The 26,884-nt window shown below is 56.9% G+C and carries 23 protein-coding genes; 8 read left to right on the forward strand and 15 right to left on the reverse strand.

The features are described 5' to 3' along the window. Positions 1-3: 3 nt before the first annotated feature. From EBC_RS18255 to EBC_RS18270, 4 genes are read right to left on the reverse strand one after another with little or no spacing between them, the layout of a single operon-like run. A complete protein-coding gene (locus EBC_RS18255) occupies positions 4-810 on the reverse strand; it encodes a sugar phosphate isomerase/epimerase family protein (RefSeq protein ID WP_041692093.1) in 807 nt (268 codons plus the stop codon). After that, positions 795-1,589 carry a triose-phosphate isomerase family protein gene (locus EBC_RS18260; protein ID WP_013203326.1) on the reverse strand — a complete coding sequence of 265 codons (795 nt, stop codon included), beginning with the start codon at positions 1,587-1,589 and terminating at the stop codon, positions 795-797. The genes EBC_RS18255 and EBC_RS18260 overlap by 16 nt, the downstream gene beginning before the upstream one ends. Then, positions 1,589-3,340 (reverse strand): dihydroxyacetone kinase family protein, encoded by a 1,752-nt coding sequence (locus EBC_RS18265; protein ID WP_013203327.1) that lies wholly within the window; start codon positions 3,338-3,340, stop codon positions 1,589-1,591. Before EBC_RS18265 ends, EBC_RS18260 begins: the two co-directional genes overlap by 1 nt. Beyond that, positions 3,337-4,677 carry an MFS transporter gene (locus EBC_RS18270; RefSeq protein ID WP_013203328.1) on the reverse strand — a complete coding sequence of 447 codons (1,341 nt, stop codon included), beginning with the start codon at positions 4,675-4,677 and terminating at the stop codon, positions 3,337-3,339. Before EBC_RS18270 ends, EBC_RS18265 begins: the two co-directional genes overlap by 4 nt. A 415-nt stretch (positions 4,678-5,092) precedes the next feature. Between EBC_RS18270 and rpiB the strand changes: the two genes are divergently transcribed. The 3 genes from rpiB (at position 5,093) to tkt (ending at position 8,846) form a co-directional block, all read left to right on the forward strand. Next, positions 5,093-5,551 carry a ribose 5-phosphate isomerase B gene (gene rpiB, locus EBC_RS18275; protein ID WP_013203329.1) on the forward strand — a complete coding sequence of 153 codons (459 nt, stop codon included), beginning with the start codon at positions 5,093-5,095 and terminating at the stop codon, positions 5,549-5,551. A 319-nt stretch (positions 5,552-5,870) separates the two neighbouring features. After that, complete coding sequence (tal, locus tag EBC_RS18280) at positions 5,871-6,821, forward strand: transaldolase (protein WP_013203330.1); 951 nt, start codon at positions 5,871-5,873, stop codon at positions 6,819-6,821. Positions 6,822-6,845: 24 nt separating this feature from the next. Further along, positions 6,846-8,846, forward strand: a complete 2,001-nt coding sequence (tkt, locus tag EBC_RS18285; protein WP_013203331.1) for a transketolase — start codon at positions 6,846-6,848, stop codon at positions 8,844-8,846. 138 nt (positions 8,847-8,984) lie between these two features. Here tkt and EBC_RS18290 read toward each other — a convergent pair whose 3' ends face one another. The 9 genes from EBC_RS18290 to EBC_RS18330 all read right to left on the reverse strand — a co-directional run bounded on the left by EBC_RS18290 (position 8,985) and on the right by EBC_RS18330 (position 18,805). Then, positions 8,985-10,076: a DUF1176 domain-containing protein gene (locus tag EBC_RS18290; RefSeq protein WP_013203332.1), complete on the reverse strand. Its 1,092-nt coding sequence runs from the start codon at positions 10,074-10,076 to the stop codon at positions 8,985-8,987. Between the two features lie 657 nt (positions 10,077-10,733). Then, the gene (gene nudK, locus EBC_RS18295) at positions 10,734-11,312 is read right to left on the reverse strand and encodes a GDP-mannose pyrophosphatase NudK (RefSeq protein WP_013203333.1); all 579 of its coding nucleotides are present in this window, start codon (positions 11,310-11,312) and stop codon (positions 10,734-10,736) included. 63 nt (positions 11,313-11,375) lie between these two features. After that, a complete protein-coding gene (locus tag EBC_RS18300; protein WP_013203334.1) occupies positions 11,376-12,704 on the reverse strand; it encodes a M20 family metallopeptidase in 1,329 nt (442 codons plus the stop codon). Between the two features lie 3 nt (positions 12,705-12,707). Beyond that, a complete protein-coding gene (locus EBC_RS18305; protein WP_013203335.1) occupies positions 12,708-13,652 on the reverse strand; it encodes an ABC transporter permease in 945 nt (314 codons plus the stop codon). Beyond that, positions 13,649-14,620, reverse strand: a complete 972-nt coding sequence (locus EBC_RS18310; protein ID WP_013203336.1) for an ABC transporter permease — start codon at positions 14,618-14,620, stop codon at positions 13,649-13,651. The genes EBC_RS18305 and EBC_RS18310 overlap by 4 nt, the downstream gene beginning before the upstream one ends. Positions 14,621-14,625: 5 nt before the next feature. Continuing rightward, complete coding sequence (locus EBC_RS18315) at positions 14,626-15,609, reverse strand: autoinducer 2 ABC transporter substrate-binding protein (RefSeq protein WP_013203337.1); 984 nt, start codon at positions 15,607-15,609, stop codon at positions 14,626-14,628. A gap of 33 nt (positions 15,610-15,642) precedes the next feature. Beyond that, positions 15,643-16,416: an ATP-binding cassette domain-containing protein gene (locus EBC_RS18320; protein ID WP_041692094.1), complete on the reverse strand. Its 774-nt coding sequence runs from the start codon at positions 16,414-16,416 to the stop codon at positions 15,643-15,645. Positions 16,417-16,740: 324 nt separating this feature from the next. After that, the gene (gene ansP, locus EBC_RS18325; protein WP_013203339.1) at positions 16,741-18,210 is read right to left on the reverse strand and encodes an L-asparagine permease; all 1,470 of its coding nucleotides are present in this window, start codon (positions 18,208-18,210) and stop codon (positions 16,741-16,743) included. 319 nt (positions 18,211-18,529) lie between these two features. Then, positions 18,530-18,805, reverse strand: coding sequence for a YdgH/BhsA/McbA-like domain containing protein (locus EBC_RS18330; RefSeq protein WP_013203341.1), 276 nt, complete (start codon positions 18,803-18,805; stop codon positions 18,530-18,532). A 379-nt stretch (positions 18,806-19,184) separates the two neighbouring features. On the opposite strand from EBC_RS18330, the gene narQ reads away from it, so the two are divergent. Beyond that, complete coding sequence (gene narQ, locus EBC_RS18335) at positions 19,185-20,843, forward strand: nitrate/nitrite two-component system sensor histidine kinase NarQ (protein WP_013203343.1); 1,659 nt, start codon at positions 19,185-19,187, stop codon at positions 20,841-20,843. Positions 20,844-21,105: 262 nt separating this feature from the next. Beyond that, positions 21,106-24,222, forward strand: a complete 3,117-nt coding sequence (gene acrD / locus EBC_RS18340) for a multidrug efflux RND transporter permease AcrD (RefSeq protein ID WP_013203344.1) — start codon at positions 21,106-21,108, stop codon at positions 24,220-24,222. Between the two features lie 85 nt (positions 24,223-24,307). Here the strand turns inward: acrD and ypfM are convergent, their stop codons facing one another. Next, the gene (gene ypfM / locus EBC_RS26355; RefSeq protein ID WP_141653794.1) at positions 24,308-24,370 is read right to left on the reverse strand and encodes a protein YpfM; all 63 of its coding nucleotides are present in this window, start codon (positions 24,368-24,370) and stop codon (positions 24,308-24,310) included. A gap of 198 nt (positions 24,371-24,568) precedes the next feature. Between ypfM and EBC_RS18345 the strand changes: the two genes are divergently transcribed. After that, positions 24,569-25,003 (forward strand): GNAT family N-acetyltransferase, encoded by a 435-nt coding sequence (locus EBC_RS18345; protein WP_041692382.1) that lies wholly within the window; start codon positions 24,569-24,571, stop codon positions 25,001-25,003. Between the two features lie 38 nt (positions 25,004-25,041). Here EBC_RS18345 and EBC_RS18350 read toward each other — a convergent pair whose 3' ends face one another. Next, positions 25,042-25,236, reverse strand: coding sequence for a hypothetical protein (locus EBC_RS18350; protein WP_013203346.1), 195 nt, complete (start codon positions 25,234-25,236; stop codon positions 25,042-25,044). Between the two features lie 143 nt (positions 25,237-25,379). On the opposite strand from EBC_RS18350, the gene EBC_RS18355 reads away from it, so the two are divergent. Both EBC_RS18355 and dapE read left to right on the forward strand, forming a co-directional pair. Next, the gene (locus tag EBC_RS18355) at positions 25,380-25,739 is read left to right on the forward strand and encodes an ArsC family reductase (RefSeq protein ID WP_013203347.1); all 360 of its coding nucleotides are present in this window, start codon (positions 25,380-25,382) and stop codon (positions 25,737-25,739) included. Positions 25,740-25,741: 2 nt separating this feature from the next. Further along, a complete protein-coding gene (gene dapE / locus EBC_RS18360; protein WP_013203348.1) occupies positions 25,742-26,869 on the forward strand; it encodes a succinyl-diaminopimelate desuccinylase in 1,128 nt (375 codons plus the stop codon). Positions 26,870-26,884 lie beyond the last annotated feature (15 nt).

Here is a 26,884-nt window from a genome sequence, read left to right on the forward strand (position 1 = left end):
AAATCACTCCTGGAATTGATGTTTCGCTAAATAATCGACGCTTTGTTGAGTCCACTGCTGTTCCAGCTGGCAGGTGCGTTGCGCATCCTGCTGCCAGGGTAACCAGTGCTCGACGATTTGGTTGATGCCTCTGCTGTCCGGGCGCACGCGCTCAATCAGCTGGCGATAATTCAGTAAGCCTTCGCCCATCGGACTGCCGGCGAGGGTAAAGCCGACCCAGCCATCCTGACGCGAGAAAGCAAAATCTTTGACATGCAGGTTCAGTACCCGATCGACGGTGTTTTCAATCACCTGTTCAGGCAGTTCCAGCGCGGCCACGCAGTTGGCCGGATCGAGACATACGCCCAGAGACGGGGAGTCGAAGCGGTTGATCACCGACATCATGTCGGCGCTGCGCACCTGCTCGTAGGTTTCCAGACAGAGTTTGACCTGCTGCTGCTCAAATTTTGGCAGCACGGTTTCGATCATCGCGCCCGCTTCGGCCAGCGTCGGTCGTGACGTCGCGCTGTTGAACATCGACCGCAACACGGTGACCTCAAGCGCATCGGCCAGTTCGAGGTAGCGTTGCAGATGCCCGGCCTGCAGGCCACGCGTGCCCAGCTCAAGCGCCATGCCCAGCTGGTCAGCCTGCTGCCGCAGCGCCTGAAGCTGCGCCGCGCTCCAGCTCTCAATCTGCGGATAGTCGCAAATCTGGAACAGCGACACGCCCATCTCAGCCGTGTGCTGCAGGACCTGTTGCAGGGTCATCGGTGCCGGGACTTTTTCTGACATCCGCCAGAAATAGGCGTAGGTGCTTAAGCCTGTTGCCATGCTGCCTCCTGAGATGTAGCCAGTTCGGCGGCTTCATCAATAATTGACGCCAGTGCCACCGGCTGATGGGCAAAGCGTCCAAGGAACAAACCGTCAACGTGGTGACCCAGACGGCGTAATAAGCCCGGCCCCGCGCTGCCGCCATAAATCACGCTGAAGGTGAATTCCCCCAGCCCGCTGAACGCACGCAGGCCGTGGCAGACCTCAGCGATAAAATCGTCGGGCGCGGAGGTGGCCGCGCCAATCGCCCACTGCGGTTCATAGGCCAGAACGATGTGGCCGGAAAGCTGTTGCTGGCGGGCCGTCAGCAGATAAGCGTCCAGCTGCTGACGACAAACGGCAATCGCCTCCTGACTGGTGCCCTGTTCTGGCTCCCCCAGACAGAGCACCGGCGTCAGGCCATTGCGCAGCGAAGCGGCCAGCTTGGCGGCAATCAGCCTGTCGTCTTCGGCAAAGTAGCGACGGCGCTCGGCATGACCGATTTCGGCGAAGCCACAGCCCATTTCCGCCAGCATCGCGCCGCTGACTTCACCGGTCCAGGCACCGTTATCTTCCTGACACAGATCCTGCGCACCGACCAGCACATTGCTGCCGGCAAATGCCTCAAGCACCGGCGGCAACGCGGGAAACGCGGGCAGGACAAACAGCGCCACCTCACCACTGATTATTGCCGGATGGTTGCGGGCAATGGCCGCGACCGCCTGACTCCACGCCAGCGTCTGCTGATAGCTGAAATACATCTTCAGGCTAACGCCCAGCGTTATACGCGGCTGTGTCATCAGTGCACTCCCTGCAGGCGGGCTTCGGTCTGCGCGGTCAACTGTTGATGAATTCTGTTAACGATCAGCGCCAGTGAGACGGCACCGGCATCCGGCGTGCCGACGCTTTTTTCGGCCAGCGGGCGGGCGCGGCCCATTTTCGGCACCATTTGACGGGTGGCTTCGGCACTCAGCGTCGCCTGCCTGGCGGCGGCGGCCCAGGCGTCATTCAGCGAGTCACCGGCCTCAACGCGGGCGCTCAGCGTTTCGCTGAACGGCACCAGCACATCGACCAGGGTTTTATCGCCGACCTTCGCCTTACCAAAGTGCATGATGCCCTCTTTGGCATGCTGCACGCCCAACGCCACGCGATGCGCATTCGGCGACTCAGTGTCACCCAGCGCGGAGCCAATAGCGGTTAACGCCACGCCCCACAATGCGCCCGAGGTGCCACCGGCTTTATCCGCCCAGGCATCGGCCGCGCGGCAAAGTAAGGTGCCGGCGCCCGCGTGGCGCTGGTGCATTTCGACCGCCTTTTCCACCGCCCCGGTCACGCCGCGCGCCATACCAATGCCGTGGTCGCCGTCACCGGCCACCGCATCGATGCGGCCTAGCTCTTCTTCATGCTGATAGATAACCTCTGCCATCGCCTTCACCACCGCCAGCACGCAGCGCGCGGACTGTTGTGACGCTTGCGAGGCGTTCGGGACCTCATCCACCTGCGGCAAAATCAGTTCGGCTGCGCTCAGCGGTTCAGCCACCAGCACGCTGCCTTTGCGGAAGGCCGGGGCATTGGCCGGCGCGCGCCAGAAGGTTTCCAGCTCGTCATCCAGCCACACCAGGGTTAATGACGCGCCGGCCATATTGAAGCTGGTGACAAATTCACCCACCTCGGGTTCAACCACTTCCAGTCCGGCGTCTTTCAACAGCTGGGCAACGCGGCGATAGACCACAAACAACTCTTCATATTTTACCGAGCCAAGGCCGTTGAGGATCGCCGCCACGCGCTGACCGCGCGGTTCGCCAATCTCTTGCGGACACTCTTTCAGCAGGTGCTCAACAAACAGCTCCGCCAGCGTATCGGCCGGTGGAATGGCACATTCGCTGATGCCCGGTTCGCCGTGAATGCCCATGCCGAGTGCCATGGTGCCGTGCGCCACTTCAAACAGCGGCTGGCTGGCGCCGGGCAGCGTACAGCCGGAAAAGGCCACGCCGAGGGAACGGGTGCGGTGGTTGGCATGGCGTGCCAGCCGGGTAACCTCGGCCAGCGAGTAACCCGCTTCAGCCGCGGCGGCAACGGCTTTAAATACCGCTAAATCACCGGCGACGCCGCGTCGCTTTTCCTGCTCGGACAGCGATGCGCTGGAGATATCGTCGGTGACCGCCAGCAGTTCACAGGGAATGCCTTCGGATTTCAGGCGCTCACAGGCCTGGCCAAAATGCAGCACATCGCCGGCATAGTTGCCGAACGCCAGCAATACGCCGCCGCCATTGTCGGCCGCGCGGGCCACGTTATAAATCTGCTGAGCGGAAGGTGAGGCAAACAGGTTACCCATCGCCGCACCGTGCGCCATCCCCTGCCCGACCAGGCCAGAAAATGCCGGGTAGTGCCCGGAGCCGCCGCCGATAACAATCGCCACGCAGCCCGGCTTGCTGCGCGTGCTGCGCACCACGCCGCCCGCCACCTGACGCACTTTGTCCGCATTCGCCGCCACAAACCCTTCGATCAGTTCATTGGCAAACGCAGAGGGTTGGTTAAAGAGATAGGTCATTGTGAAGGCTCCTGTGAAAGACGGGCAGACTGCATTCCTGAACGTTTGGCGTTGAGCAACAGCATCAACACGGCGGAGAGCAACATAAAGCCGCCGACCACCATCATCGACACGGTGTAGCTGCCGGTGGCGTCTTTTAGCATCCCGGTCAGATAGCCCGCAGAGAATCCGGCCACGTTGCCCAGCGTGTTAATCAGGGCAATCGCCGCGGCTGCTGAAGCGCCGGTCAGGAACTGCGTAGGTAAAGTCCAGAAGTTAGGTAAGGCAGCAAAGATTGAGCTGGCGGTGATGGAAATCACCAGAATGGTCGCCATCGGCGAGTCCATATACAGCGCCAGCGGCACGCTGATGGCACCGGTCAGGGCCGGCAGCGCGATATGCCAGGTTTTGCAGCCACGACGTGACGCATCACGCGACCAGAAGAACATCACCACCGCCGCAAAGATGTACGGCACGCCGGTAATCAGCCCTTTCTCAATCACGTTAAACGAGGTGCCGAACTGCTGCTGGAAGCCAGAGATAATGGTTGGCAGGAAGAAGGCCAGCGCGTACAGGCCATAGATGAAGCCGAAGTAGATCAGGCACAGCATCCACACGCGGCCATTAAACAGCACGCTGCGCAGGCCTGGATGGGCGTTGCCCTGCTTCTGGTCACGCTCTTTTTCCAGCTCGCTGCTCAGCCACGCTTTTTCTTCGGCGTTAAGCCACTTAGCCTGACGCGGCGAGTCGGCCAGATAGAACCAGGTGACGATGCCGATGACGATGGCCGGGATCGACACGCCAAGGAACATCACCCGCCAGCCGGATAAACCAAACAGGCCATGCTGTTCGATCAGCGCGGCGGCCAGCGGTGCACCAAACACCACCGTCAACGGCTGCGCCAGATAGAACAGCGACAGCACCTTGCTGCGATGGCGCGCCGGTACCCACATGCTCAGGAACAGAATGGCGCCGGGGAAGAAGCCGGCTTCCGCCACGCCCAGCAGCATCCGCAAGGTGTACAGGCCTTCGACGCTGCTTACCCAGGTAAACAGTAACGAGACGATGCCCCAGCTGACCATGATCCTCGCCAGCCACTTGCGTGCGCCGAAGCGATGCAGCGCAAGGTTGCTTGGCACCTCCAGCAGGATATAGCCAATAAAGAAGATGCCCGAGGCGAGGCCGAACTGCGCGGCGTGCAGCCCCAGATCCTCGCTCATGCCGTTTGGCCCGGCGAAAGAGATCGCCGTGCGGTCAAGGAAGTTGATGAAAAACATCAGCGCCACAAAGGGCACCAACCGCAGTGAGACTTTGCGGATAGCCGATTTTTCGACGGCCGATTGCAGATGAGTTGTCATGCCACGACCCCTTTTGCCACCGGCATCAAGGAAGAAACGGCTAACGTTGTGTAGGGCGATGAACCTGGTTGAAAGTGAATTTGACGCATGGTTTGAGTCCTCAGTGGGTCTTCTTGTGCATTGCATCAATGCGTGAACATATGAACACTACCTGTATCAATGCTCATTGCCCACGGGACAATCACAAAAGTGTGAGCGACCTCAAAACCTTTCATTTTTCCGACTTACGCCGAATAAAAGCGCATTTAAGCGACACTCGTCACCATACCTCGCGTAATAATCTCACGATCAAAAAAAACAAAAGAACATCTATTGAACATATGAGCATTTTTATGCGAGGGTAATAGCAGTTCGCCGTCGACCGGTTTTCCTGACGTCAGGATGCCCAGCGGCCCCCTTACCCGTGGAGTAACCTATGACTTCTATTGCAATTGGTGCTGATGATGCGGCGCTGGAATTAAAAAACCTGATTAAACAGTACCTTCAGACGCTGAATCTGGATGTCAGCGACTACAGTAATGATGCGCAGACCGATAAACCGATCTACCCGGACATCGCATGGACGCTGGCCAATGCCATTAAAGACGGCAAGCATGAACGTGGGATTTTGATTTGCGGCACCGGCATTGGCATGGCGATCGTCGCCAACAAGGTGCCGGGCATTCGTGCGGCGCAGTGCCACGACACCTATTCGGCCGAGCGCGCCCGCAAAAGTAACAATGCGCAGGTGATGACGCTGGGTGCGCGAGTGATCGGCCCTGAACTGGCGCGATCGATTGTATCCAGCTGGTTGAATTCGGAATTTGAGGGCGGCGGTTCGTCGGAGAAGGTCGATAAAATCAGCTATTACGAGCAGCACGCCGGCGCGAAATAAGCCTGCCGTTGGCGCGCAACCGTGCGCGCCATCACGAAATCCCAGGGAAGTGCTACACTGAAAAGTGCGGCATTTTTTTCGTCCGCGCGGCCTGACCATTGGGCGAACCCATTGCAATAATCAGAGAAAACGCATTTCTATTACAGGACGTCTGATGCAATGTTTGGCCTGAGAACAGAAAACCCTGTCGGGCAGACCGGCTGTTAGCCACTGAAAATTCCCCCTTATGAGAAGATTCAAGGCTGGATAGTTGGCCTTCAGCCCACGTTGTCCGCAAGGGTCGTAAACGTATGCAGATTGCACATCAAGGAGCCAAGAGATGAACCAGCTAGACGCACTGAAACAATACACCACCGTGGTGGCTGACAGTGGCGATATCGAATCCATCCGCAATTATCACCCGGAAGATGCCACCACCAACCCGTCTCTGATCCTGAAAGCCTCCAGCCTCGATTCTTACAAACACCTGATTACCGACGCTATCGACTACGCCAAAAAACAGGGCGGCAGCAAAGAGACTCAGATCATCAATGCCAGCGACAAGGTCGCGATTAACCTCGGTATGGAAATTCTGAAAAGCGTTCCAGGACGCGTTTCAACCGAAGTGGATGCACGCCTGTCGTTCGATCGCGGTATGTGTGTCACCAAGGCTGAGAAGCTGGTCAGAATGTACGAAGACAACGGCATTGACCGTTCGCGCATCCTGATCAAACTGGCTTCCACCTGGGAAGGTATCCGCGCTGCGGAAGAACTCGAAAAGAACGGCATCAACTGTAACCTGACGCTGCTGTTCTCCTTCGCTCAGGCGCGCGCCTGTGCTGAAGCCGGCGTGTTCCTGATTTCGCCGTTTGTTGGCCGTATCTTCGACTGGTACAACAGCCGCAAGCCGATCGACCCGTATGTCGTTGATGAAGATCCGGGCGTAGTGTCCGTACGCAACATCTACGAATACTACAAACAGCATCGCTATAACACGGTGATCATGGGTGCCAGCTTCCGTAAAGTTGAGCAGATCCTGGCACTGGCCGGCTGCGATCGTCTGACTATCTCCCCTAACCTGCTGGAAGAACTGCAGGCCAGCGATGCGCCGGTTGAGCGTAAGCTGAAGCCGTCAACCGAGGCCTTTAACCAGCCAACGCCGATGACTGAAGCCGAGTTCCGTTGGGAGCACAATCAGGATCCGATGGCGAATGACAAGCTGGCAGAAGGTATTCGTCAGTTCGCCGTTGACCAGCAGAAGCTGGAAGACGTGCTGTCCGCCAAGCTGTAACACTCAATAACCAGGGAGAAAAATATGTCTTCACGTAGAGAACTGGCTAATGCCATCCGTGCATTGAGTATGGATGCGGTACAGAAAGCCAATTCCGGTCACCCAGGTGCCCCAATGGGCATGGCAGATATCGCCGAAGTGTTGTGGCGCGAGTTTATGCATCACAACCCGACCAACCCACTGTGGGCCGATCGCGACCGTTTTATCCTGTCTAACGGCCACGGTTCAATGCTGCTGTACAGCCTGTTGCACCTCACCGGCTACGATTTGCCGATTGAAGAGCTGAAAAACTTCCGTCAGCTGCACTCTAAAACGCCAGGTCACCCGGAATACGGCTATACGCCGGGCGTCGAAACCACCACCGGCCCGCTGGGCCAGGGTCTGGCCAATGCGGTCGGTATGGCGATTGCGGAACGTACGCTGGGCGCGCAGTTTAACCGCCCGGGTCACGATATCGTCGACCATAACACCTACGTCTTCATGGGCGATGGCTGCCTGATGGAAGGGATTTCCCATGAGGTCTCTTCTCTGGCCGGTACGCTGGGTCTGGGTAAACTGATCGGTTTCTATGACCACAACGGCATATCGATTGATGGCGAAGTGGAAGGCTGGTTCAGCGATGATACCGCCAAGCGTTTTGAAGCCTACAACTGGCATGTGATCCACGAAATTGATGGTCACGATGCCGATGCCATCAAAAATGCCATCAAAGAAGCGCAAAGCGTTACCGATAAGCCTTCACTGATTATCTGCAGAACGGTGATTGGTTTTGGTTCGCCGAACAAAGGCGGCAAGGAAGAAGCGCACGGTGCCGCACTGGGCCCTGAAGAAGTGGCGCTGACCCGTAAGCAGCTCGGCTGGAACTACCCTGCCTTTGAAATCCCGAAAGACATTTATGCCCAGTGGGATGGCAAAGAAGCCGGTGCGAAATACGAGAAGTCGTGGAACGAGAAATTTGCTGCTTATCAAGCTGCGCATCCGGAACTGGCGAAAGAGTTTTTACGCCGTATGGCCGGCGATCTGCCGGACGTCTGGGAGCAGGAAACGCAGAAGTTCATTACTGAACTGCAGGCTAACCCGCAGAAAATTGCCAGCCGTAAAGCGTCACAAAATACGCTGGAAGCCTACGGTAAGCTGCTGCCGGAATATCTGGGCGGCTCCGCTGACCTGGCGCCAAGTAACCTGACCATCTGGTCTGGCTCTAAGTCGATCAAAGAAGACCATGCCGGTAACTATATTCACTACGGCGTGCGCGAATTTGGTATGACCGCCATTGCCAACGGTCTGGCGCTGCACGGTGGCTTTATCCCGTACACCGCGACCTTCCTGATGTTTGTGGAATATGCCCGTAACGCCGTGCGTATGGCCGCGCTGATGAAAGCCCGTCAGATTATGGTTTATACCCATGACTCGATTGGTCTGGGCGAAGATGGCCCGACGCACCAGCCGGTTGAGCAGCTTGCCAGCCTGCGCGTCACGCCAAATATGAGCGTCTGGCGTCCGTGTGACCAGGTTGAGACCGCCGTGGCGTGGAAACATGCCGTTGAGCGCCATCATGGGCCAACCGCGCTGATCCTGTCACGTCAGAACCTGTTGCAGCCTGAGCGTAGTAAAGAGCAGGTCGACAACATCTCTCGTGGTGCTTACGTGCTGAAAGATTGCGAAGGCACGCCGGAAGTGATCCTGATTGCCACCGGTTCAGAAGTGGAAATCACGCTGGGCGCAGCGGCGAAACTGACCGCCAGCGGCCATAAAGTGCGTGTGGTGTCGATGCCGTCGACCGAGCTGTTTGATAAGCAGGAAGTGGGTTACCGTGAATCGGTGCTGCCATCCAACGTCACCGCGCGTGTTGCGGTGGAAGCGGGCATTGCAGATTACTGGTTCAAATACGTTGGCCTGAACGGCGCTATCGTCGGCATGACCACCTTTGGTGAGTCAGCGCCTGCCGATAAGCTGTTTAACGAGTTTGGCTTCACGGTTGAGAATATCGTCAGCCATGCTGAAGCACTGCTGAAACCTCACTGAGGTGACTGACCGTTACGATCGCTGACTGAAGGCGATCGCTGATGGACAACAAAAAGCCCGGCAATCTGATTGCCGGGCTTTTTTTATGCCGCGAGAAGCGGCTCTGATGGCTTCATCACCGGGCTTCCCGCTAGGAGGTTAAGGCGTCATTTCCACATTACCGGTTGGCGTCACCGGCAAGGTTTTGCTGGTCCACAGCGTTGGCCAGTCATCGCTGCCGTGCCAGGCGTCGCAGGTGCCCTCTTCCGCAAACTCGGCCAGCACAAACTGACGTCCGTTGAACTGCCAGCGTGACGCGGTGCCACAATCTCCCAGCCCGCGATCCTTGCTGAAGGTCAGCAGCTCTCCCGAGTTGGCGTCATATTCCGCGTTAATCAATTCCAGCTGCTTATCACCGTGGCCAGGCGGCACAAACGGCAAGGTCAGCGTGATGCCCTTGGCAATATAGGGTTCGCTGCGGCTGACTTCAAAAGCCAGATCGATGACGTTGTACGCTCCCATCTCACAGCTCACCAGCAGCAGCGCTTTCTGATCGGATAACGGGGCGACGCTGACTTCACGACGCTGCGGATCCAGCGAGCACTCATCGGTATTGATCCGCCAGGTACCAAAATCAATCAGGCCGGTGGTTTCTTCGCGCGTCAGCGGTAAAGGCGGACGCGGCGGCGGAATGATTTCAGGCATCGCCGGCTCAGGCGGCACATCCATCGCCGCACGATCGCCCCGCTTAATCCAGGCGCTCATGCCATTAACCCGTCCCTGAACGTCGTCCATCAGCAGCAGCGCCGCTTTCAGCCCGTGCAGGGAAATGGTGGCGTTTGGCCGGTACAGCAACTGGATATTATCCGCGTCCATCACCTGCGCCAGAAACTCATCGATGGAGATGTTATGCGCGGTGGTCAGATGATGGGGTTCTACTTCCCAGTGCTTCAGGTCGGGCTTCAGTCGCTGCCCGTCCAGCAGCAGGTTATCCTTCAGCGCGGCGCCCTTCAGCTCACCGGTATAGCGGTTGCCATAATCAATGCGCAGCAGCGGCCGGTCATTAATTCCGGCATTACGGCTGAGGGTCATCACCAGGCCATCATCGCCGGGGAAATTACGCACCACACAACCATTAAGGTTATTGCAGGTAATCTGCCAGTCGGAAAAGACTTTTTGCAGCGGCTCGGCATGTAGCGAAGCAGCAAACAGCAGCAGCGAAGCAAAAGGTAATTTCATCCAGTAAGGCATTGAAAACGTGTATCCCAGGGTGACGTAATGGCGACGGAAACGTGCGGATAAGATCAAAAATTCGATACCGCTATGATGACGTCTGCAGGCGGGCAGCTCAATCGGATTTTTCGGACAGTGTTAGTAAAACGTTAAATCAGTCAAATCCACACATTCGGTCAAAAGCGGTCATGTTATTCTGATTCGGCAATAAGACCGTAGCCGACTATTTCTCTGCGGCACCGTGCTGCAATAGCGAAATAATGTGATGTGGTTCAAGTTGCGGACTTAAAAACATTGCCATTCAATGATTTAAATTAATGACCCTCGCATCAGAAAATGACTTAACTGCGGTTAATTCATTGATCCGGTTTATTTACTGAAGGGATATGCGTTTAGCGCTTGTTTAAACGCCTCATGCTTTTTTCCGGCAAAGAAAATATTTATTAAGGATATCCGAAAATTGCTGATGTTCTTCTTCCCGTATTTGCTATTAGCCTATGGGAGCTTTTAATTATCAGTATGCTGAGAGAGAGTCGATCTGATTAATCGGGTTGATGTACCCCGGCAAATGTTGACTTTATTTTGCAACAATAGCGGCATGACGCGGCAGTTTAGCTGCCGCTATCTGGGAAAAGTCCGGCCGCGATGCTCTCCGCGTAAGCCGGTCAGAGAGGGTTACAGTTTCAGCCAGCCTTCCAGCAAGGCGTGCTGAAACAGCATCACCGTTTTGCCGTCCTTGATGCGCCCCTCTTTGACCATCGCCCAGGCCTTGGGGAAAGGAATTTCCATCACATCGATATCTTCATCGTCCACGCCGCCGCCCGCATTGGCGCGCAGGGCATCATTGTATTCTGCGGCGAAGAAGTGGATCAGTTCGGTCACGCCGCCCGGCGACATATACATTTCGTACAGCTTCTCAACGTGGCCGACCTCGTAGCCGGTCTCCTCAATCGCTTCCTTACGGATGCAGTCTTCCGGCGAATCATCGTCCAGCAGCCCGGCGCAGGTTTCAATCAACATGCCGGTTTCATTGCCGTTAACAAAGGTCGCAATACGGAACTGACGGGTGAGGATCACGCTGTTTTTTTCGCGGTTATACAGCAGGATGGTCGCGCCATTGCCGCGGTCATAAACCTCGCGCTTGTGGCGGATAGTGGAGCCATCGTTGGCGGTAAGATCGTAGGTAAAATTACGCAAAACGAACCAGTTTTCTGACAGGATTTTATTCTTAATCACTTCGATTTTGGCTGACATACAGGCTCCGTTGCGTTTTTAAGGAGCCTGTCATCATAAGGCCAGGCTTAGCGGAAAACTATCCTAATTCAGGCTTTGTTGCGGGCCGCTCCAGCGGGCGATCGCCAGCGCGATGGCGGTGGTGCAGGCAATCAGGTCAGCCACCGGAACATGTTCATTGGGCTGATGGCATAACGCCGGGTCGCCGGGGCCAAAGTTGACGGTCGGCGTGCCGAATAATCCCGGCAGGCCAATATCACTGTGTGCACCAAAGCCGACCAGCGCCGGCGGCATTGCCGCTTCGGTGACCGCTGACTGGAAGGTGGTGACGAAAGGATGGTCGGCGGGCACTTCCGCGCAGTCGGCATCGAGGATCCATTCAATGCGCGCCGGATGCTGCTGCAAATAGGGATCGACCGCGCAGACCCGCGCCAGATAGTCTTCCAGCTCGGCCTTAACGTGGCCGCCGAGACCGAATTGATCCTTTTCCGCCGGCAGATACTGCACGTCAATAATGATTTCGGCCCGTCCGGCGATCGACGCCGGATGCTCACCGGCCTTCAGCTGCGTGACGATGATCTGATTCGGCAGATCCATCAACGGATGATTTTTGCGTGGGTCGGTCTGCCAGCGGCGATTCAGAATATCTATCGCATCGAGCATCTGGCGGCACAGCATAATGGCGTCGACCGGCCCGCTGCTGTTCCAGGCGTTCGGCGTCAACTCCGCGTGGCCACCGATGCCCTCCAGCACAATTTTGCTCCACAGCACGCCATGGCAGATCGGCGCGATGCGGTTGGCGGTCGGTTCGGTCATGATCCCGGCATCGGCCTTAAAGCCGCGATCGACCATCGCCAGCGATCCCATGCCACCAATCTCTTCGTCTACCACCGTAGTGAAAACCACATCTCCGGCCAGCGGAATGTTCAACTCTTTGAGAAACGTCAGCGCCATCAACATGCAGGTGACGCCGCCTTTCATATCTACCGAGCCACGTCCATACACCGCACCGTCCTTCACCACCGGGGTAAAAGGATCGGTGTGCCAGTGCTCCGCAGCACCCGGCGGCACCACGTCGACATGGCCGTTGAGCATGATTGAACGCCCGCCGCCGCTGCCCGCCAGAATCCCGCCCAGATTCGGCCGTCCTTCAAAGGTGCGGCCTTTATTGGCGCCCGGTCGGCCCTGGTATTTGGCGTACAGCGCCGGGCCATCGGAATCCCACAGATCGGTGGTCATGCCTAATGCCTGCAGCCGTTGCTGAAGGTAAAGCTGGCAGCCACGCTCGCCCGGCCCGGCTTCACGCGGATCGACTTTGACGATCGATGGGAAGGCGATCAGATCGCAAAGCGTCTGCACCAGACGATCGGTGTTGGCCTCAACGTGACGCGCAATCTGCTGTGCTAATGTCATAAATTATCTCCGGTAAGATGAGAAGCGGTCGGCCAGCAGCACGGCGATCAGTAACACCCCCACCACGCCCACTTGCCAGACCGTATTGATGCCAAACTGCAACAGGCTGGTTTTGATCGCCACCAGCAACAGGGTGGCGGCAAACACGCCCACCACACCGCCCCGGCCACCAAAGATCGCCATGCCACCCAACAGCGCGGCGGTCAGCGATTCCAGCTCCAGATTCACGCCGACATTGGGGCGTCCGCTGCCCAGCCAGGCCAGAGTAATAAATCCGGCACAGCCCGCCAGCGCACCGCAAATGCCGTACACCAGCATGCGCAGACGATCGACAGGAATGCCCACCAGCCTGGCCGAACGTTCGTTGAATCCCATCGCATAAATCCATCGGCCCCAGCTGGTAAAGCGCAGGATTGCCCAGGCGATAACAAACGCGGGGATCACACAGCAGAGGAACGGCAGCGGAATGGCCGCCAGTACGCCGCGTCCCCACGGCAAAATATCGCGCGGGACGCCGGATTGGGCGGCCCCGCCGGTCAGCGCCAGTGCCAGACCGGACCAGGCGTAGAACGTGCCCAGCGTGACGATCAGCGGCCAGATTTTTAGCTTCGCCACCAGATAGCCGTTGAACAGGCCAAGCAGGAAACCGCAGAGCAGGCAAATAACCGGCAGCAGCACCGGCGGTAAACCGGCGTGCAGCGCCATCATGCCCGCCACTGCCGAGAGCGAAACGTTGCCACCGACCGACAAATCGATCCCGGCGCCGCCGGCCAGCACCACCAGCGCCTGGCCTAATGCCACCAGCGCCAGTACGGTGGCAAATTGCAGGATGGTGGTCAGGGTTATCGGGTCCAGCATGCCGGGTTGCAGAATCAATACCGTGCCCAACAGCAGACACCACAACAACACCAGCAGAGAGGTCACCAGATGCGCACGTAAAAATTTCATGCCCTTCCCCGCTTCAGTCCATTCAGGTTTACGCGTCCGCTAATCACTTCCGCACTCAACACCAGCAATAACAACACGCCCGTCACCACCGTCTGCCACAGCGACGGCACGCCCACCAGCAGCAGGCCGTTTTGCAAAATCCGCAGCAGCAGAACGCCTAACACCGTGCCCAGCAAACTGCACTGCCCACCGGTGATGCGGGTTCCGCCCAGCACCACCGCCGCAATGGCTTCCAGCGCCAGCGTGCTGCCGACGGTCATCTCCACGTTGCGGTAGGTGGCCACATAAAAGGTGGCTGCCAGCCCGCACAGCAGGCCGCTCAACATAAAGGTGATAAAGCGCACCCGGGTGACCGGTACGCCGGACAGGCGGGCTTTCTCTTCCGAATGGCCAATCGCCAGCAGATGCGGGCCATAGGCCGTGCGCCGCAACGCCAGCCAGACCAGCAGATAAGCCAGCGCTATCAGCCACGCCATCAGCGGCAGGCCAAGCAAGCGGCCATCCACCCAACGCGTCAGCCCATCGGGCAGACCCGATAACCACTGACCGCCGAGTAAGGCAAAAATGGCGGTGCGGTAGACGCCGTACAAACCCAGCGTGCCGACAATGGCCGGGATGCGTCCCAACACCACCACCACCGCCGTAAAGGCACCGACCAGCATGCCAATCAGCGGGCCGGCAATCGCTGCGGCCAACACCGCGTTCGCCCCCAATAACTGTCCCACGCCCCAGGCCGCCAGCCCCATCACCACGCCGACGGAGACATCGACGCCGCCCATCGCCAGAATCAACGTCATCCCCAAACCAATCAGCAGCAGCTCAACGCTGTTACGCAATACCGTGCTCAGGTTATCGACGGTGGCAAACCAGGGTGAGGCCAGCGAGAAGATCGCGCAGGCCAGCAGGCAAACGATGGCAAGGGTGATTTCACGCGCCGACCAGCGCCACAGGGCTCCTTTCAAATTCATCCTCATCAGAAGTGATACTGATCGACGTTATCTTTGGTGAATACCGCCGGAGCGCCCAGCAACAGGATGCCGGTTTTACTGTCATAGCTGACCGGCTTAGCAAAGCCCGGCACGCTGTTTTCCGCCGCAAACTTTTTGCCGTCGATCAGCTCTTTGCCAGCCCAGACGGTCAGGTAGCCCAGTTTCTCCGGGTCCCACAACACGCTGTAACCAAAGGCACCGCTCTTCAGATAGGCGCGCGCGGTATTTGGGCTGCAGTAGCCGGCACCAATCACCTTGCCGATTTTTCCGGCGGTTTCGATGGCCTGCGCCACGCCAGGACAGGTGGTGGACGCGACGGCAATAATGCCTTTCAGGTCAGGATTGGAAGACATCAAATCGGTGGAGATTTGTGCCGCACGACTGGCGGTGCCACCGGCAAACTGCGGTGCCAGTAAGGTAACGTTCGGGTATTTCGCTTTCACCCTCGCCTGCATAAACCCGATCCAGGCGTTGAGATTCGATGCGGTCGCTTCGCCAGAGACGATGCCAATTTTGCCGCGATCGCCTACCCGTTTAACCATCTCATCAATGATGCTTTCGCCCAGTCCCTGATCCGTGGCCTGGGCAACATAGACCGCACGGCCGCTGTCCGGCGCATCGCTGTCGCTGGTGTACAGCGAGATGCCGCGTGATTTGGCCTGTTCAACCACCGGGGCCAGGCTGGAGGCATCCAGCACGCTTACCGAGATGGCCTTCACGCCCTGCGCAATCAGGTTCTGCACGATTTGCAGCTGATCCATCGGGTTGGTGTCCACCGGGCCGGAATAGATAAAATCGACGCCCAGTTCCTTCGCCGCACGGTTGCCACCGTCCTGCATCGCCTGGAAGTACGGAATGCCGACTATCTGCGGCACAAAGGCCACTTTCGGTTTGTCGGCAGCGCTGACCAACTGGCTGACAAGGTAAACAGAAGACGCAAGCAGTGTAAGAGTGACGCGTTTCAACATAGTTAAATTCCACCCAGAGAAAGGAACGATTGGTTAGTCACGGCGTTGTTCAAAGGCGCGCGCATCGGGATGCGCGCCGGTGATCAGCGAGACGATTTCATCCGGCGAGGTCTCTTCCCGTCGCCGTTCGGCAATTTTGCGGCCACGGCGGAAAACCACCATGCGATCGGCCACTTCAAACACGTCGCTGATGTTATGGCTGATCAGCACCACGCCACAGTTACGCTCGGCCAGCCGCCGCGTCAGTGAAAGCACCTTGCGGGTTTCGGCTACCGCCAGCGCGGCGGTCGGTTCGTCCATGATCACCAGCTGGGCATTGAGGTTCAGCGCGCGGCAGATCGCCACCGCCTGACGTTGACCGCCTGACAGGCTGCCTACCGGCGCTTCCGCATCGGAGATATGCGCATCCAGTTCGGCCAGCAGCTGTTGCACCCGTTCACGCATCGCCTGCATACGTAAAAATGGGATGCCCAGCACCTGCCGTTTCAACTCGCGACCGAGAAAGACGTTTTCGGCAATCGACAGGTTTTCCGCCAGCGCCAGCTCCTGATAAATGGTGGCGATGCCGCAGTCGGACGCCTCTTTCGGCGAGGAGAAACGCACGCTTTTACCGGAAACAACCAGCTCGCCTTCCGTGGCGCTGTAGGCACCCGACAGGACTTTGGTAAAGGTCGACTTTCCGGCGCCGTTATCCCCTAGCAGCGCAAGCACCTCTCCCCGGTTGATCTCCATGTTGACGCCGTTGAGCGCGGTCAGCGCGCCAAAGCGCTTGGTAATGTTGGTAGCTTTAACCAAAACGTCACCCATAACGGTTTCCCTGATGCTGGCAATAAACGAGTAAACCGGTTTACCCCTTTTCAACATCCCGGGCTTACGGCGGTGGTCTTATGGAGGATTATTAAGCAGTTCGCGTGCCAGTTCAGAGGGGTTATGACAAATATAAAAGCCAGGCGACTGAAAACCCTGCACTAATTTGTGAATGGTCTGGTAAACCGGTTCACGTGTCAGCAGCGGGAATTTTCCGTGTTAAATCAAGGATGCAACATCGTTGTGCATAATTGCGCCAGTGTGAGGCACGGGCATAAAAAAAGGCGACCTGTAAAAGGCCGCCTTTTTCTGAACGTCTCAGGATTACTTCGCTGAGGTTTCCTTCACCGGTGCATGCTCGGTTTGCGCCACCGCATGCACGCGCTTGCGCACGCCAAACCAACCGAGGATCAGGATCAACGCAATCAGCGGCACGGCAGCAATGGTGTAAGTCCCGTTAGGGTAATCAAACGCCATCAGCACCAGCACGCTGGCCAGGAACACCAGCGTCAGCCATGAGGTGAACGGTGCCCACGGCATTTTGAAGCTGACGTCTTCCGCTTTCCCTTCTTTGATCGCTTTACGCAGACGCATCTGGCAAACCACGATAAAGCCCCAGGAAGAGATGATGCCCAGTGAAGCGATATTCAGCACGATCTCAAACACGCGCGATGGCACGATATAGTTGAGGTAAACCCCAATAATATAGACGCCAATCGTCACCAGGATGCCCATGTAAGGCACCTGCTGACCGCTCATTTTTGACATGAACTTAGGTGCCGAGCCGCCCATCGACATCGAACGCAGAATGCGGCCGGTGGAGTACAGGCCGGAGTTAAGGCTGGAAAGCGCCGCGCTCAGCACCACGATATTCATGATGCTGCCAACGTAAGGCACGCCCAGTTTCGAGAAGAAGGTGACGAACGGGCTCTGTCCTGCCTGGTAAGCATTCCACGGCAGTAACAGCACCAGCAGCACCACCGAGCCAACGTAGAACAGGCCAATACGCCAGATCACGCTGTTGATAGCCTTCGGCAGCATGGTTTTCGGGTCTTTACATTCGCCGGCCGCCGTCCCCACCAGTTCAATGGAGGCAAAGGCGAAGACCACACCCTGCACCAGCACCAGCGCCGGTAACAGACCGTGCGGGAAGAAACCGCCGTTATCGGTGATCAGGTGGAAGCCGGTTGAGTTGCCGTCCAGCGGTTTACCGGTGCCGAGGAACACCACGCCGACAATCAGGAAGATGGCGATAGCCAGTACCTTGATCAGCGCGAACCAGAACTCCATTTCGGCGAACCACTTTACGCCGATCATGTTCATGGTGCCGACAATCGCCAGCGCGCCCAGCGCGAACACCCACTGCGGCACATCGCCGAACGCGCCCCAGTAGTGCATATACAGCGCCACCGCCGTGATATCCACGATACCGGTCATAGCCCAGTTGACGAAGTACATCCAGCCCGCCACGTAGGAGGCTTTTTCGCCAAGGAATTCACGCGCATAGGAAACAAAGCTGCCGCTTGATGGGCGGTGAAGAACCAACTCACCCAGCGCACGCAGGATAAAGAAGGAGAAGATGCCACACACTAAATAGACGATTGCCAGCGCCGGGCCGGCAATCTGCAGACGGGCTCCCGCACCAAGAAACAGTCCTGTCCCTATCGCCCCACCAATCGCAATCATCTGAACGTGACGATTGTCCATGGCCTTGTGATAGCCAGAGTCATGAGAATTTAACCAACGTCTTCTTGCGGCGCGTTTGTCTGCGACCGCTGTTTTATCAGCTTTCATTTTCTTTCCTATTATCCTGTCCACAGTATTACGGTTACCCGTCCCAGGTATCCTGATGTCTGTCGCCAACCAAACGATTGCGTCGCAGCACAAACGTCTGGGCAAAAGCCGACTTCCTGTAATTATATTCTTGACGGAAGCGGCAAAATTGCGGCGATGCATCCTAACCGTTCTGGAAAGCTGACGCAAAAGTTCCGCGCGTGAAATCGTGAGCTTTTGTAATTTTTGCCGGATGGCGCATAAAAAAACCGACCGCAAAGGGCGGTCGGTTCAGTGAAATCACTAAGGCTACACAGGGGTAAAACGGAGAGGGTACAGCTTAACGGTAAATCTCTGCGTTACCGCTCCACAGGCTTGAATCACCCGGGGTATCAGCGCGGATAACACGATAGTGCGTGGCGCCCATTTCAGATGCTTTCTGAGAAAGCTGATGGGTTGCGTCATCCAGCGAACCGCTAACGGCCGAGACGGACACCGTACCCATTGATTGCAGATTCTGGCTCTGCTGCGCATCGACCTGAGTAGCGGCCAATGCTGAGAAAGAGGTTGCAGCTAAAAGAGTGGCGGCGACAAGCGCAGGTATTTTGATATTCATAATTGATTTCCTCGTCGAAAGTTATCATTCGTCAGAAAGTTGATGTTGGTTACGGAATCAATTATGACCATGCTAATGAAAAGCAGGGTGAGCGAGGGGTAAAGGTGTTTAAGGATTGTGAAGAGATCGCGGATTTATCTTAAGAAGCGTCAATAAAAGTTACATTTAACCTGGGATGTAAACAGAGGTGTCAAACCGCACGGGGGAGATACATTTAATCGGGTATTTTAAGCAGTGAAACCACTGTATCCGGGTTGCCACGGCGCTTCAAGCGATACACCGCACGTTTTGAACATTCTTTTTTGCAGCCGCTTCAGGTCAGTATTTTGCTTGTGGGTTGCGGCTATACTGACCGCCTCTCTGATAAAGGATAAGCCGGATGTTTAAACGTTCCGTCACTGGCAGCCTCGCCCGCGCGCTGTTCGCCATTGCCCTGCTTTCAGTGCTGTCGACCGGTCTGGCGCTGCTGACGCTCTCCACCAGCCTGCGCGATGCGGAAGCGGTGAACATTGCCGGATCCCTGCGGATGCAAAGCTATCGACTGGCGTGGGATGCTGCCAGCCAGCGGTCTGAATTGCCGAAAGATATCGCCGCGTATCAGAAATCCGTGCAGGCGCCGCCTTTGAAAGCGTTGGATCGGGCCTATGTGCCGGAGAGTGTCCGGGCCCGCTATCATGCCCTGCTCCATGACTGGCAGAGCCTGCAGCCGGCGTTACTGGCGGGAGAGACTCAGCACTACCAGCAAAACGTCTCCTTATATGTCGCGCAGATCGATCGCTTTGTGCTGGCGCTGCAGCACTGGGCCGAACTGAAGATGAAACTGGTGGCCGGCGTCAGCCTGCTCGGCTTTATCGCCATCGCCCTGCTGGTGTTTCTGACGTTAAGACGGGTGAAGCGCCAGGTGGTGATCCCGCTGAATAAGCTGGTGAACGCCAGCCATGAGATTGAGCAGGCCCATTTTCAGCACGCGCCGCTGGATACCGGACTGAGCAACGAACTGGGCGTGCTGGCCCGCGCCTTCACCAGCATGTCGGCTGAACTGGATAAGCAGGTGCAACGCCTCGAACAGGCGGTAAAAGAGAAAACCAGCGACCTGAGTCAGGCTAACCGCCATCTGGCGCTGCTCTATCACTGCTCGGAAACCCTTAACCGCCACCTGAATCCTGCCGACGCCTGGCCGGAGGTGCTGGAGAAAGTCATTGAACATCAAGGCCTCAGCGCGATTGAACTGAGCGCCGATCCCCACGGCACGCTGAGCGCTGGCCAGCCGAATCCCCATCTGCCGTGGCTGAGCCTGCCGCTGGCGGAGAAGCCCGCATCGGCATTACGCTGGCAGGCAACAACCAGTGAGCCGCAACTGATGCAGGGACTGGCCACCATGCTGGCCCGTTCGCTGCAACTCGATCGCGCGCAGCAAAGAGTTCACCATCTGCTGGTGATCGAGGAGCGCGCCACCATCGCCCGCGAGCTGCATGATTCCCTGGCACAGTCCCTCGCCTATCTGCGCATTCAGCTCGCCAGGCTGAAACGGGTGGTCGACAGCAAGGCGGAACAGGCGTTGGCGATTGTGGCTGAGATCGATCGCGCCCTGACCGAAGCGAATATTCAGCTGCGCGAGTTACTGACCACCTTCCGCCTGTCGGTTGAACCCGCAGATTTAGCCACCGCGCTGCGCCAGGCGATCGCCACCCTGCGCACGCAGTCCAGCGCTGAAATCGTGTTAGAGAGTGAGCCAGCAGTACAGCACCTGGAGGCACAACAGCAGGTTCATGTGCTGCAAATCGTGCGCGAAGCCCTGCTCAATGCCATTCGTCATGCCCAGGCATCGCGGATTGTGATCCGCTGCAGCCGCATGGATTCGGGAGAAAATCTGATTGAAATTCATGATGATGGTGTCGGTATCGCCGACGCGGCCTCGCCACCCGGGCATTACGGCCTGTCGATTATGCAGGAACGGGCCAAAAGCCTGCGCGGCGGCATAACCATCTGTTCCGCCGGCCACCAGGGGACCACCGTCTCATTACGCTTCCCGGCATAGCGATGAGGTCACGGTCGTCAGATCAGATATTGCTGATGGCACAAGGGCTGACGGCGTACGTCTGCGGACGAATTAGCACGATAATTTACACTTTCTCCTCATTTTCTCCACGATTCTTCACAATGCTGAGGGTAAAGTGTTTGCTGCCGAAGCAGTTTGAATAAACTAGAAAAATTTGCGGCGGACCGGATTTCAGAAGCCCGCGCCCAAGAATAAGGCCGGCGCATTTCCTTTCCCGATTACTTGCCAGGAGCCTTTTTCAATGGCGAATTTTTTTATCGATCGCCCGATCTTCGCGTGGGTGATAGCGATTTTACTTTGCCTGACCGGCACACTGGCTATTTTAAAACTCCCCATTGAGCAATATCCCGACCTGGCTCCGCCTAACGTCCGCATCACTGCCAACTATCCTGGTGCCTCCGCCGAAACGCTGGAGAATACCGTAACCCAGGTTATCGAACAGAATATGACGGGCATCGATAACATGATGTACATGTCTTCCCAGAGCAGTAATACCGGGCAGGCAACCATCACCCTGACCTTTACCGCCGGAACCAACCCGGATGAAGCGCGCCAGCAGGTGCAGAACCAGCTGCAGGCCGCGCTGCGTAAGCTGCCGCAGGACGTGCAGACCCAGGGCGTCACGGTCACCAAAACCGGTGACACCAATATTTTGATGGTGGCGTTCGTCTCCACCGACGGCAGTATGGATAAGCAGGATATTTCCGACTACGTCGCCAGTAACGTGCAGGATCCACTTAGCCGTATTGATGGCGTGGGTGAAGTGGATGCTTACGGTTCGCAGTACGCGATGCGCATCTGGCTCGATCCCAACAAGATGATCAATTACGCCCTGACCACCTCGGATATTGTTTCGGCGATTGAGTCGCAAAACAGTCAGGTGGCCGTGGGTCAGCTGGGCGGCCTGCCGTCTGTCGATCGCCAGGCGCTGAATGCCACCATTAACTCGCAATCCCTGTTAAACACGCCGCAGCAGTTCCGCGATATCACCCTGCGGGTAAACCAGGACGGGTCAGAAGTAAAACTCGGCGACGTGGCGGATGTGGCACTGGGCGCGGAGAAATATGACTTCCTCAGCCAGTACAACGGCCAGGCCGCCTCCGGTCTGGGGATCAAGCTGGCGTCCGGCGCGAATGAGCTGCAAACCGATGAGCTGGTGCGCGCCCGTATTGAAGAGCTGTCGCACTTCTTCCCACACGGGCTGAAAGCAGAGGTCGCTTATGAAACCACGCCGTTTGTTAAAGCGTCGATTGAGGACGTGGTCAAAACCCTGATTGAAGCGGTGATCCTGGTATTTGTGGTGATGTATCTGTTTATGCAGAACTTCCGCGCCACGCTGATCCCGACCATCGCCGTGCCGGTGGTGTTGCTCGGGACCTTTACCATCCTGTCTGCCTTCGGTTTCAGTATCAACACCCTGACCATGTTCGCCATGGTGCTGGCAATCGGGCTGCTGGTCGATGACGCCATTGTGGTGGTGGAGAACGTTGAGCGAATAATGAGTGAAGAAGGACTCTCGCCGCGTGATGCCACCCGAAAATCGATGGGACAGATTCAGGGCGCGCTGGTGGGGATTGCGCTGGTGCTGTCAGCGGTATTTATTCCGATGGCCTTCTTTGGCGGCACCACCGGAGCAATCTACCGTCAGTTCTCGGTGACCATCGTGTCCGCCATGGTGCTGTCGGTGCTGGTGGCGATGATCCTGACCCCTGCCCTGTGCGCCACGCTGCTTAAACCTATCGCTAAGGGCCATCATCATGGTCGCCGCGGGTTCTTCGGCTGGTTCAACCGCATGTTCAACCGTAATGCCGAACGCTATGAACGTGGCGTGGGCAAAATTCTGGCGAAAGCCGGACGCTGGATGGTGCTCTATGTGCTGCTGATCGCCGGGATGGCCTTTATGTTCCTGCGCTTGCCGACCTCCTTCCTGCCGCTTGAAGACCGTGGCGTGTTCACCACCCAGGTGCAGTTACCGCCGGGTTCCACGCTGCAGGAAACCAATAAGGTGGTTAATAAGGTTGAGCAGTACTATCTGACCGAGGAGAAGAACAACGTGCTGTCGGTGTTCTCGACCATTGGTGCCGGTCCAGGCGGGAATGGTCAGAACGTGGCGCGTATGTTTGTCCGCTTAAAAGACTGGGGAGACCGCCCAGGCGCCGAAAACACCTCCTTCGCGATCATTGAACGGGCAACGGCCGCCTTTAAGAAGTTCAAAGAAGGCCGCGTGATTGCCAGCAGCCCGCCGGCCATTACCGGGCTGGGGAACTCAGCCGGATTTGATATGGAATTGCAGGATCACGCCGGCCTGGGCCACGATGCGTTGATGAAGGCGCGCGATCGGCTGCTGACCGCCGCCGAGGGCAATACCTCGTTAGTGCGCGTGCGCCATAACGGTCTGGATGATACGCCGCAGTTACGGATTAACGTCGACCAGCATAAAGCTCAGGCGCTGGGGGTTTCCATTGATGATATCAATAACACCCTGCAGACCGGCTGGGGCTCGACCTACGTTAACGATTTCCTTGACCGTGGCCGCGTGAAGAAGGTCTATGTTCAGGCCGCAGCAAAATACCGCATGTTGCCGGACGACATCAGCAAGTGGTACGTCCGCAACAGCAGCGGCGGCATGGTGCCGTTTACCGCATTCGCCACCACCAGTTGGGAAACCGGTTCGCCACGCCTGGAGCGCTATAACGGCTATTCCGCGGTGGAAATTGTCGGTGAGTCCGGTCAGGGCATCAGTACCGGTACCGCCATGGACGTGATGGAAAATCTGGTCAGCAAACTGCCTACCGGCTTTGGCCTGCAATGGACCGGCGCGTCCTATCAGGAACGGATGTCCGGCTCGCAGGCGCCTGCGCTGTATGCTATTTCTCTGCTGGTGGTGTTCCTCTGTCTGGCGGCACTGTATGAGAGCTGGTCGATTCCGTTCTCGGTGATGCTGGTGGTGCCGCTCGGCGTGATCGGCGCGCTGGTGGCCACTTGGGCACGCGGTCTGGAAAATGACGTTTACTTCCAGGTTGGCCTGTTGACGGTTATCGGCCTGTCGGCGAAGAATGCCATTCTGATTGTGGAATTCGCCAATGAAATCAATTCAAAAGGCCGGGATCTGCTGGAATCGACCCTGGAAGCCTCGAAACAGCGTCTGCGTCCGATTCTGATGACCTCACTGGCCTTTATCTTTGGCGTATTGCCGATGGTGATCAGTAACGGGGCCGGCTCCAGTAGCCAGCATGCGGTGGGCACGGGCGTGATGGGCGGTATGATTTCCGCCACGGTGCTGGCGATCTTCTTTGTCCCGCTGTTCTTTGTGTTAGTCAGACGGCGCTTCCCGGTACAGGAAAAACCCGGCAAATAAACGAACAAAGGCAGCACCGAGGTGCTGCCTTTTTCTGTTCTGGAGGTGGCCGGTGTTGCCCGATCCGCCTTACTTAAAGAAGGTGTTATTTACGCGTTAACATTGCTTCGATAAAGTCTTTCCAGGTCCCCATTTCTGTATCAATCATAAATCACCTCTCTTTTATTGTGGGTCCATTATAGGATTAATCCTAAGGCGAAGTGAATCATTTTCGCTCACCCATACCATCGGCAGTTTCGATCAAAACTGTAATTTGCGTGGCAGGACACAGTTCTGCCGTTATCATTGGCAGACTAATCAATAGCGTGATTATCGTTCGAAAACCAGAGGGAAAAGCATGATTCAGATGGTACTGACGACCTCTTACGAAAAACCTGACGTCGACTGGCAGGAACTGGCCGATCTTATCGAGCGCGCCGGCCTTAGCCGCCGCGATCCGCACACTCTTCAGCGCGCCTATCAGCATTCTCAGTTTGTCTGGTTTGGCTACGTCGAAGGTAAGCTGATGGCGACGGCGCATGCCATTAGCGACATGACCTATGCTTCCTACCTTTCCGATGTGATTGTCGACGCGACTTTCCAGGGCAAGGGATATGGCGGGCAATTGATGGCGGCGATTATGCAAGCGCTGGCGCCCTGTGGAAAAGTCTTTATCTACTCAATGCCGGACAAAATCAGCTTCTATAAGAAACTGGGCTATGCGCCATTAACGACCGGGATGATTTATGCAGAAGGGACGGCATTACTGAGGTTGCAGGAGAAGGGATTCGTCAGCGGATAGAACCTGGGGGGCCCTGCGCCCCCCATCCACGTCCACTGTTATTTCAGAACTATCACTTTATCGTAGCCGCCGCTCTCGCTGTCGATATGCGTTTTGGCATCGGGATGGTCCAGCATCACCGCCTCAACGATGTGATTGAACTCATCACACCGGCTGGTTTTCTTCCGCACGATCACGATCATTGATTGTGTCTCTTCAACCGAATGGGCGGAAGACGCTTTCATATAGTTCATATTGTCCCTCCTTACGCTAAGTCTCTGTCTGGGTGATGATATTCTGTGCTTCCCTGCTGCCTCGCAGGCGCATCCGTTGTAGACTAACCGCCTGAACAGTATCGAATATAGTTGAAACCCACAGAAAAAAGAAGGGAACCGTCATGCTTACAATGTACGGCATCAAAAATTGCGACACCATTAAGAAGGCGCGAAAGTACCTGGAAGCTGAGGCGGTGGCCTATCAGTTTCATGACTACCGCGCCGATGGCCTGGACAGCGCAACCTTACAGGGCTTCATCGACGTGCTGGGCTGGGAAGCCTTGCTGAATACCCGTGGCACCACGTGGCGCAAGCTCAGCGAAGAAACGCGCAATGGGGTGAATAATGCGGCAACTGCTCGCGAACTGATGCTGGAACAGCCGGCAATCATCAAACGCCCGTTGCTCTGCAGCGCAGACGGCTCTATGCTGCTGGGCTTTAGTGAAGCAACCTACCAGCCATTTATTTCGGAGAAGTCCTGATTATGTTTTGTCCGGTCATCGAGCTGACGCAGCAGCTTATTCGTCGCCCTTCCCTCAGCCCGGATGATGCCGGCTGTCAGGCTATTTTGATCGAACGCCTTAAGGCGCTAGGCTTCACCATTGAGCCGATGAACATTGGCGATACCCTGAATGTCTGGGCTTGGCGTGGCCAGGGCGAGACGTTGGCCTTTGCCGGGCATACCGACGTAGTGCCAACCGGCGATGCCAGCCGCTGGATCAACCCGCCGTTTGAACCGACCATCCGTGATGGCATGCTGTACGGGCGCGGCGCGGCCGATATGAAAGGCTCGCTGGCGGCGATGATTGTCGCGGCGGAGCGCTTCGTAACCAGCAATCCGAATCATAAAGGCCGTCTGGCTTTCCTGATTACGTCTGACGAAGAAGCCAGCGCCACCAATGGCACAGTGAAAGTGGTTGAAGCGCTAATGGCGCGCAAAGAGCGCATGGATTACTGTCTGGTCGGCGAACCGTCCAGCACCGAAATCGTCGGCGACGTGGTGAAAAATGGCCGCCGCGGATCGATGACCGCCAATCTGACCGTGCATGGCGTTCAGGGTCACGTGGCCTATCCTCATCTGGCCGACAACCCGGTTCACCGCGCGCTGCCGGCGCTCAATGAGCTGGTCGCCACCGAGTGGGACCAGGGCAATGAATTCTTCCCGCCGACCAGTATGCAGATTGCCAACGTGCAGGCCGGAACCGGCAGCAACAATGTGATCCCCGGTGAATGCTTTGTGCAGTTTAACTTCCGCTTCAGCACCGAGCTGACGGACGCGATGATTAAGCAGAAAGTGCAGGAGCTGTTGGATCGTCACCAGCTGCGTTACACGCTGGAGTGGAATGTTTCCGGCCAGCCGTTCCTGACGTCTCGCGGTAAGTTGGTCGATGCGGTAGTAAATGCCGTTGAGCACTATAATGAAATTAAACCGCAGTTGCTGACCACCGGCGGCACTTCAGACGGTCGTTTTATCGCCCGAATGGGTGCGCAGGTGGTTGAACTGGGTCCGGTGAATGCCACCATTCATAAAATCAATGAGTGTGTCAAAGCCGCCGACCTGCAACTGCTGAGCCGCATGTACCAGCGGATTATGGAACAGCTAATCGCTTAAGCGAATAAGGTGAGA

Origin of the sequence: Erwinia billingiae Eb661 (assembly GCF_000196615.1) — a bacterium.
GTDB lineage: Bacteria > Pseudomonadota > Gammaproteobacteria > Enterobacterales > Enterobacteriaceae > Erwinia > Erwinia billingiae.

Bases quoted from the DNA above. Each gene is read 5' to 3' on its own strand.
- tal (WP_013203330.1), top strand. From the start codon at position 5,871: ATGAACCAGCTAGACGCACTGAAACAATACACCACCGTGGTGGCTGAC.
- EBC_RS18260 (WP_013203326.1), bottom strand. From the start codon at position 1,589: ATGACACAGCCGCGTATAACGCTGGGCGTTAGCCTGAAGATGTATTTC.
- nudK (WP_013203333.1), bottom strand. From the start codon at position 11,312: ATGTCAGCCAAAATCGAAGTGATTAAGAATAAAATCCTGTCAGAAAAC.
- rpiB (WP_013203329.1), top strand. From the start codon at position 5,093: ATGACTTCTATTGCAATTGGTGCTGATGATGCGGCGCTGGAATTAAAA.
- EBC_RS18355 (WP_013203347.1), top strand. From the start codon at position 25,380: ATGCTTACAATGTACGGCATCAAAAATTGCGACACCATTAAGAAGGCG.
- dapE (WP_013203348.1), top strand. From the start codon at position 25,742: ATGTTTTGTCCGGTCATCGAGCTGACGCAGCAGCTTATTCGTCGCCCT.
- tkt (WP_013203331.1), top strand. From the start codon at position 6,846: ATGTCTTCACGTAGAGAACTGGCTAATGCCATCCGTGCATTGAGTATG.
- EBC_RS18320 (WP_041692094.1), bottom strand. From the start codon at position 16,416: ATGGGTGACGTTTTGGTTAAAGCTACCAACATTACCAAGCGCTTTGGC.
- narQ (WP_013203343.1), top strand. From the start codon at position 19,185: ATGTTTAAACGTTCCGTCACTGGCAGCCTCGCCCGCGCGCTGTTCGCC.
- EBC_RS18310 (WP_013203336.1), bottom strand. From the start codon at position 14,620: ATGAATTTGAAAGGAGCCCTGTGGCGCTGGTCGGCGCGTGAAATCACC.
- ansP (WP_013203339.1), bottom strand. From the start codon at position 18,210: ATGAAAGCTGATAAAACAGCGGTCGCAGACAAACGCGCCGCAAGAAGA.
- EBC_RS18345 (WP_041692382.1), top strand. From the start codon at position 24,569: ATGGTACTGACGACCTCTTACGAAAAACCTGACGTCGACTGGCAGGAA.
- acrD (WP_013203344.1), top strand. From the start codon at position 21,106: ATGGCGAATTTTTTTATCGATCGCCCGATCTTCGCGTGGGTGATAGCG.
- EBC_RS18330 (WP_013203341.1), bottom strand. From the start codon at position 18,805: ATGAATATCAAAATACCTGCGCTTGTCGCCGCCACTCTTTTAGCTGCA.
- EBC_RS18300 (WP_013203334.1), bottom strand. From the start codon at position 12,704: ATGACATTAGCACAGCAGATTGCGCGTCACGTTGAGGCCAACACCGAT.
- EBC_RS18315 (WP_013203337.1), bottom strand. From the start codon at position 15,609: ATGTTGAAACGCGTCACTCTTACACTGCTTGCGTCTTCTGTTTACCTT.
- EBC_RS18350 (WP_013203346.1), bottom strand. From the start codon at position 25,236: ATGAACTATATGAAAGCGTCTTCCGCCCATTCGGTTGAAGAGACACAA.
- EBC_RS18255 (WP_041692093.1), bottom strand. From the start codon at position 810: ATGGCAACAGGCTTAAGCACCTACGCCTATTTCTGGCGGATGTCAGAA.
- EBC_RS18270 (WP_013203328.1), bottom strand. From the start codon at position 4,677: ATGACAACTCATCTGCAATCGGCCGTCGAAAAATCGGCTATCCGCAAA.
- EBC_RS18305 (WP_013203335.1), bottom strand. From the start codon at position 13,652: ATGAAATTTTTACGTGCGCATCTGGTGACCTCTCTGCTGGTGTTGTTG.
- EBC_RS18265 (WP_013203327.1), bottom strand. From the start codon at position 3,340: ATGACCTATCTCTTTAACCAACCCTCTGCGTTTGCCAATGAACTGATC.
- EBC_RS18290 (WP_013203332.1), bottom strand. From the start codon at position 10,076: ATGCCTTACTGGATGAAATTACCTTTTGCTTCGCTGCTGCTGTTTGCT.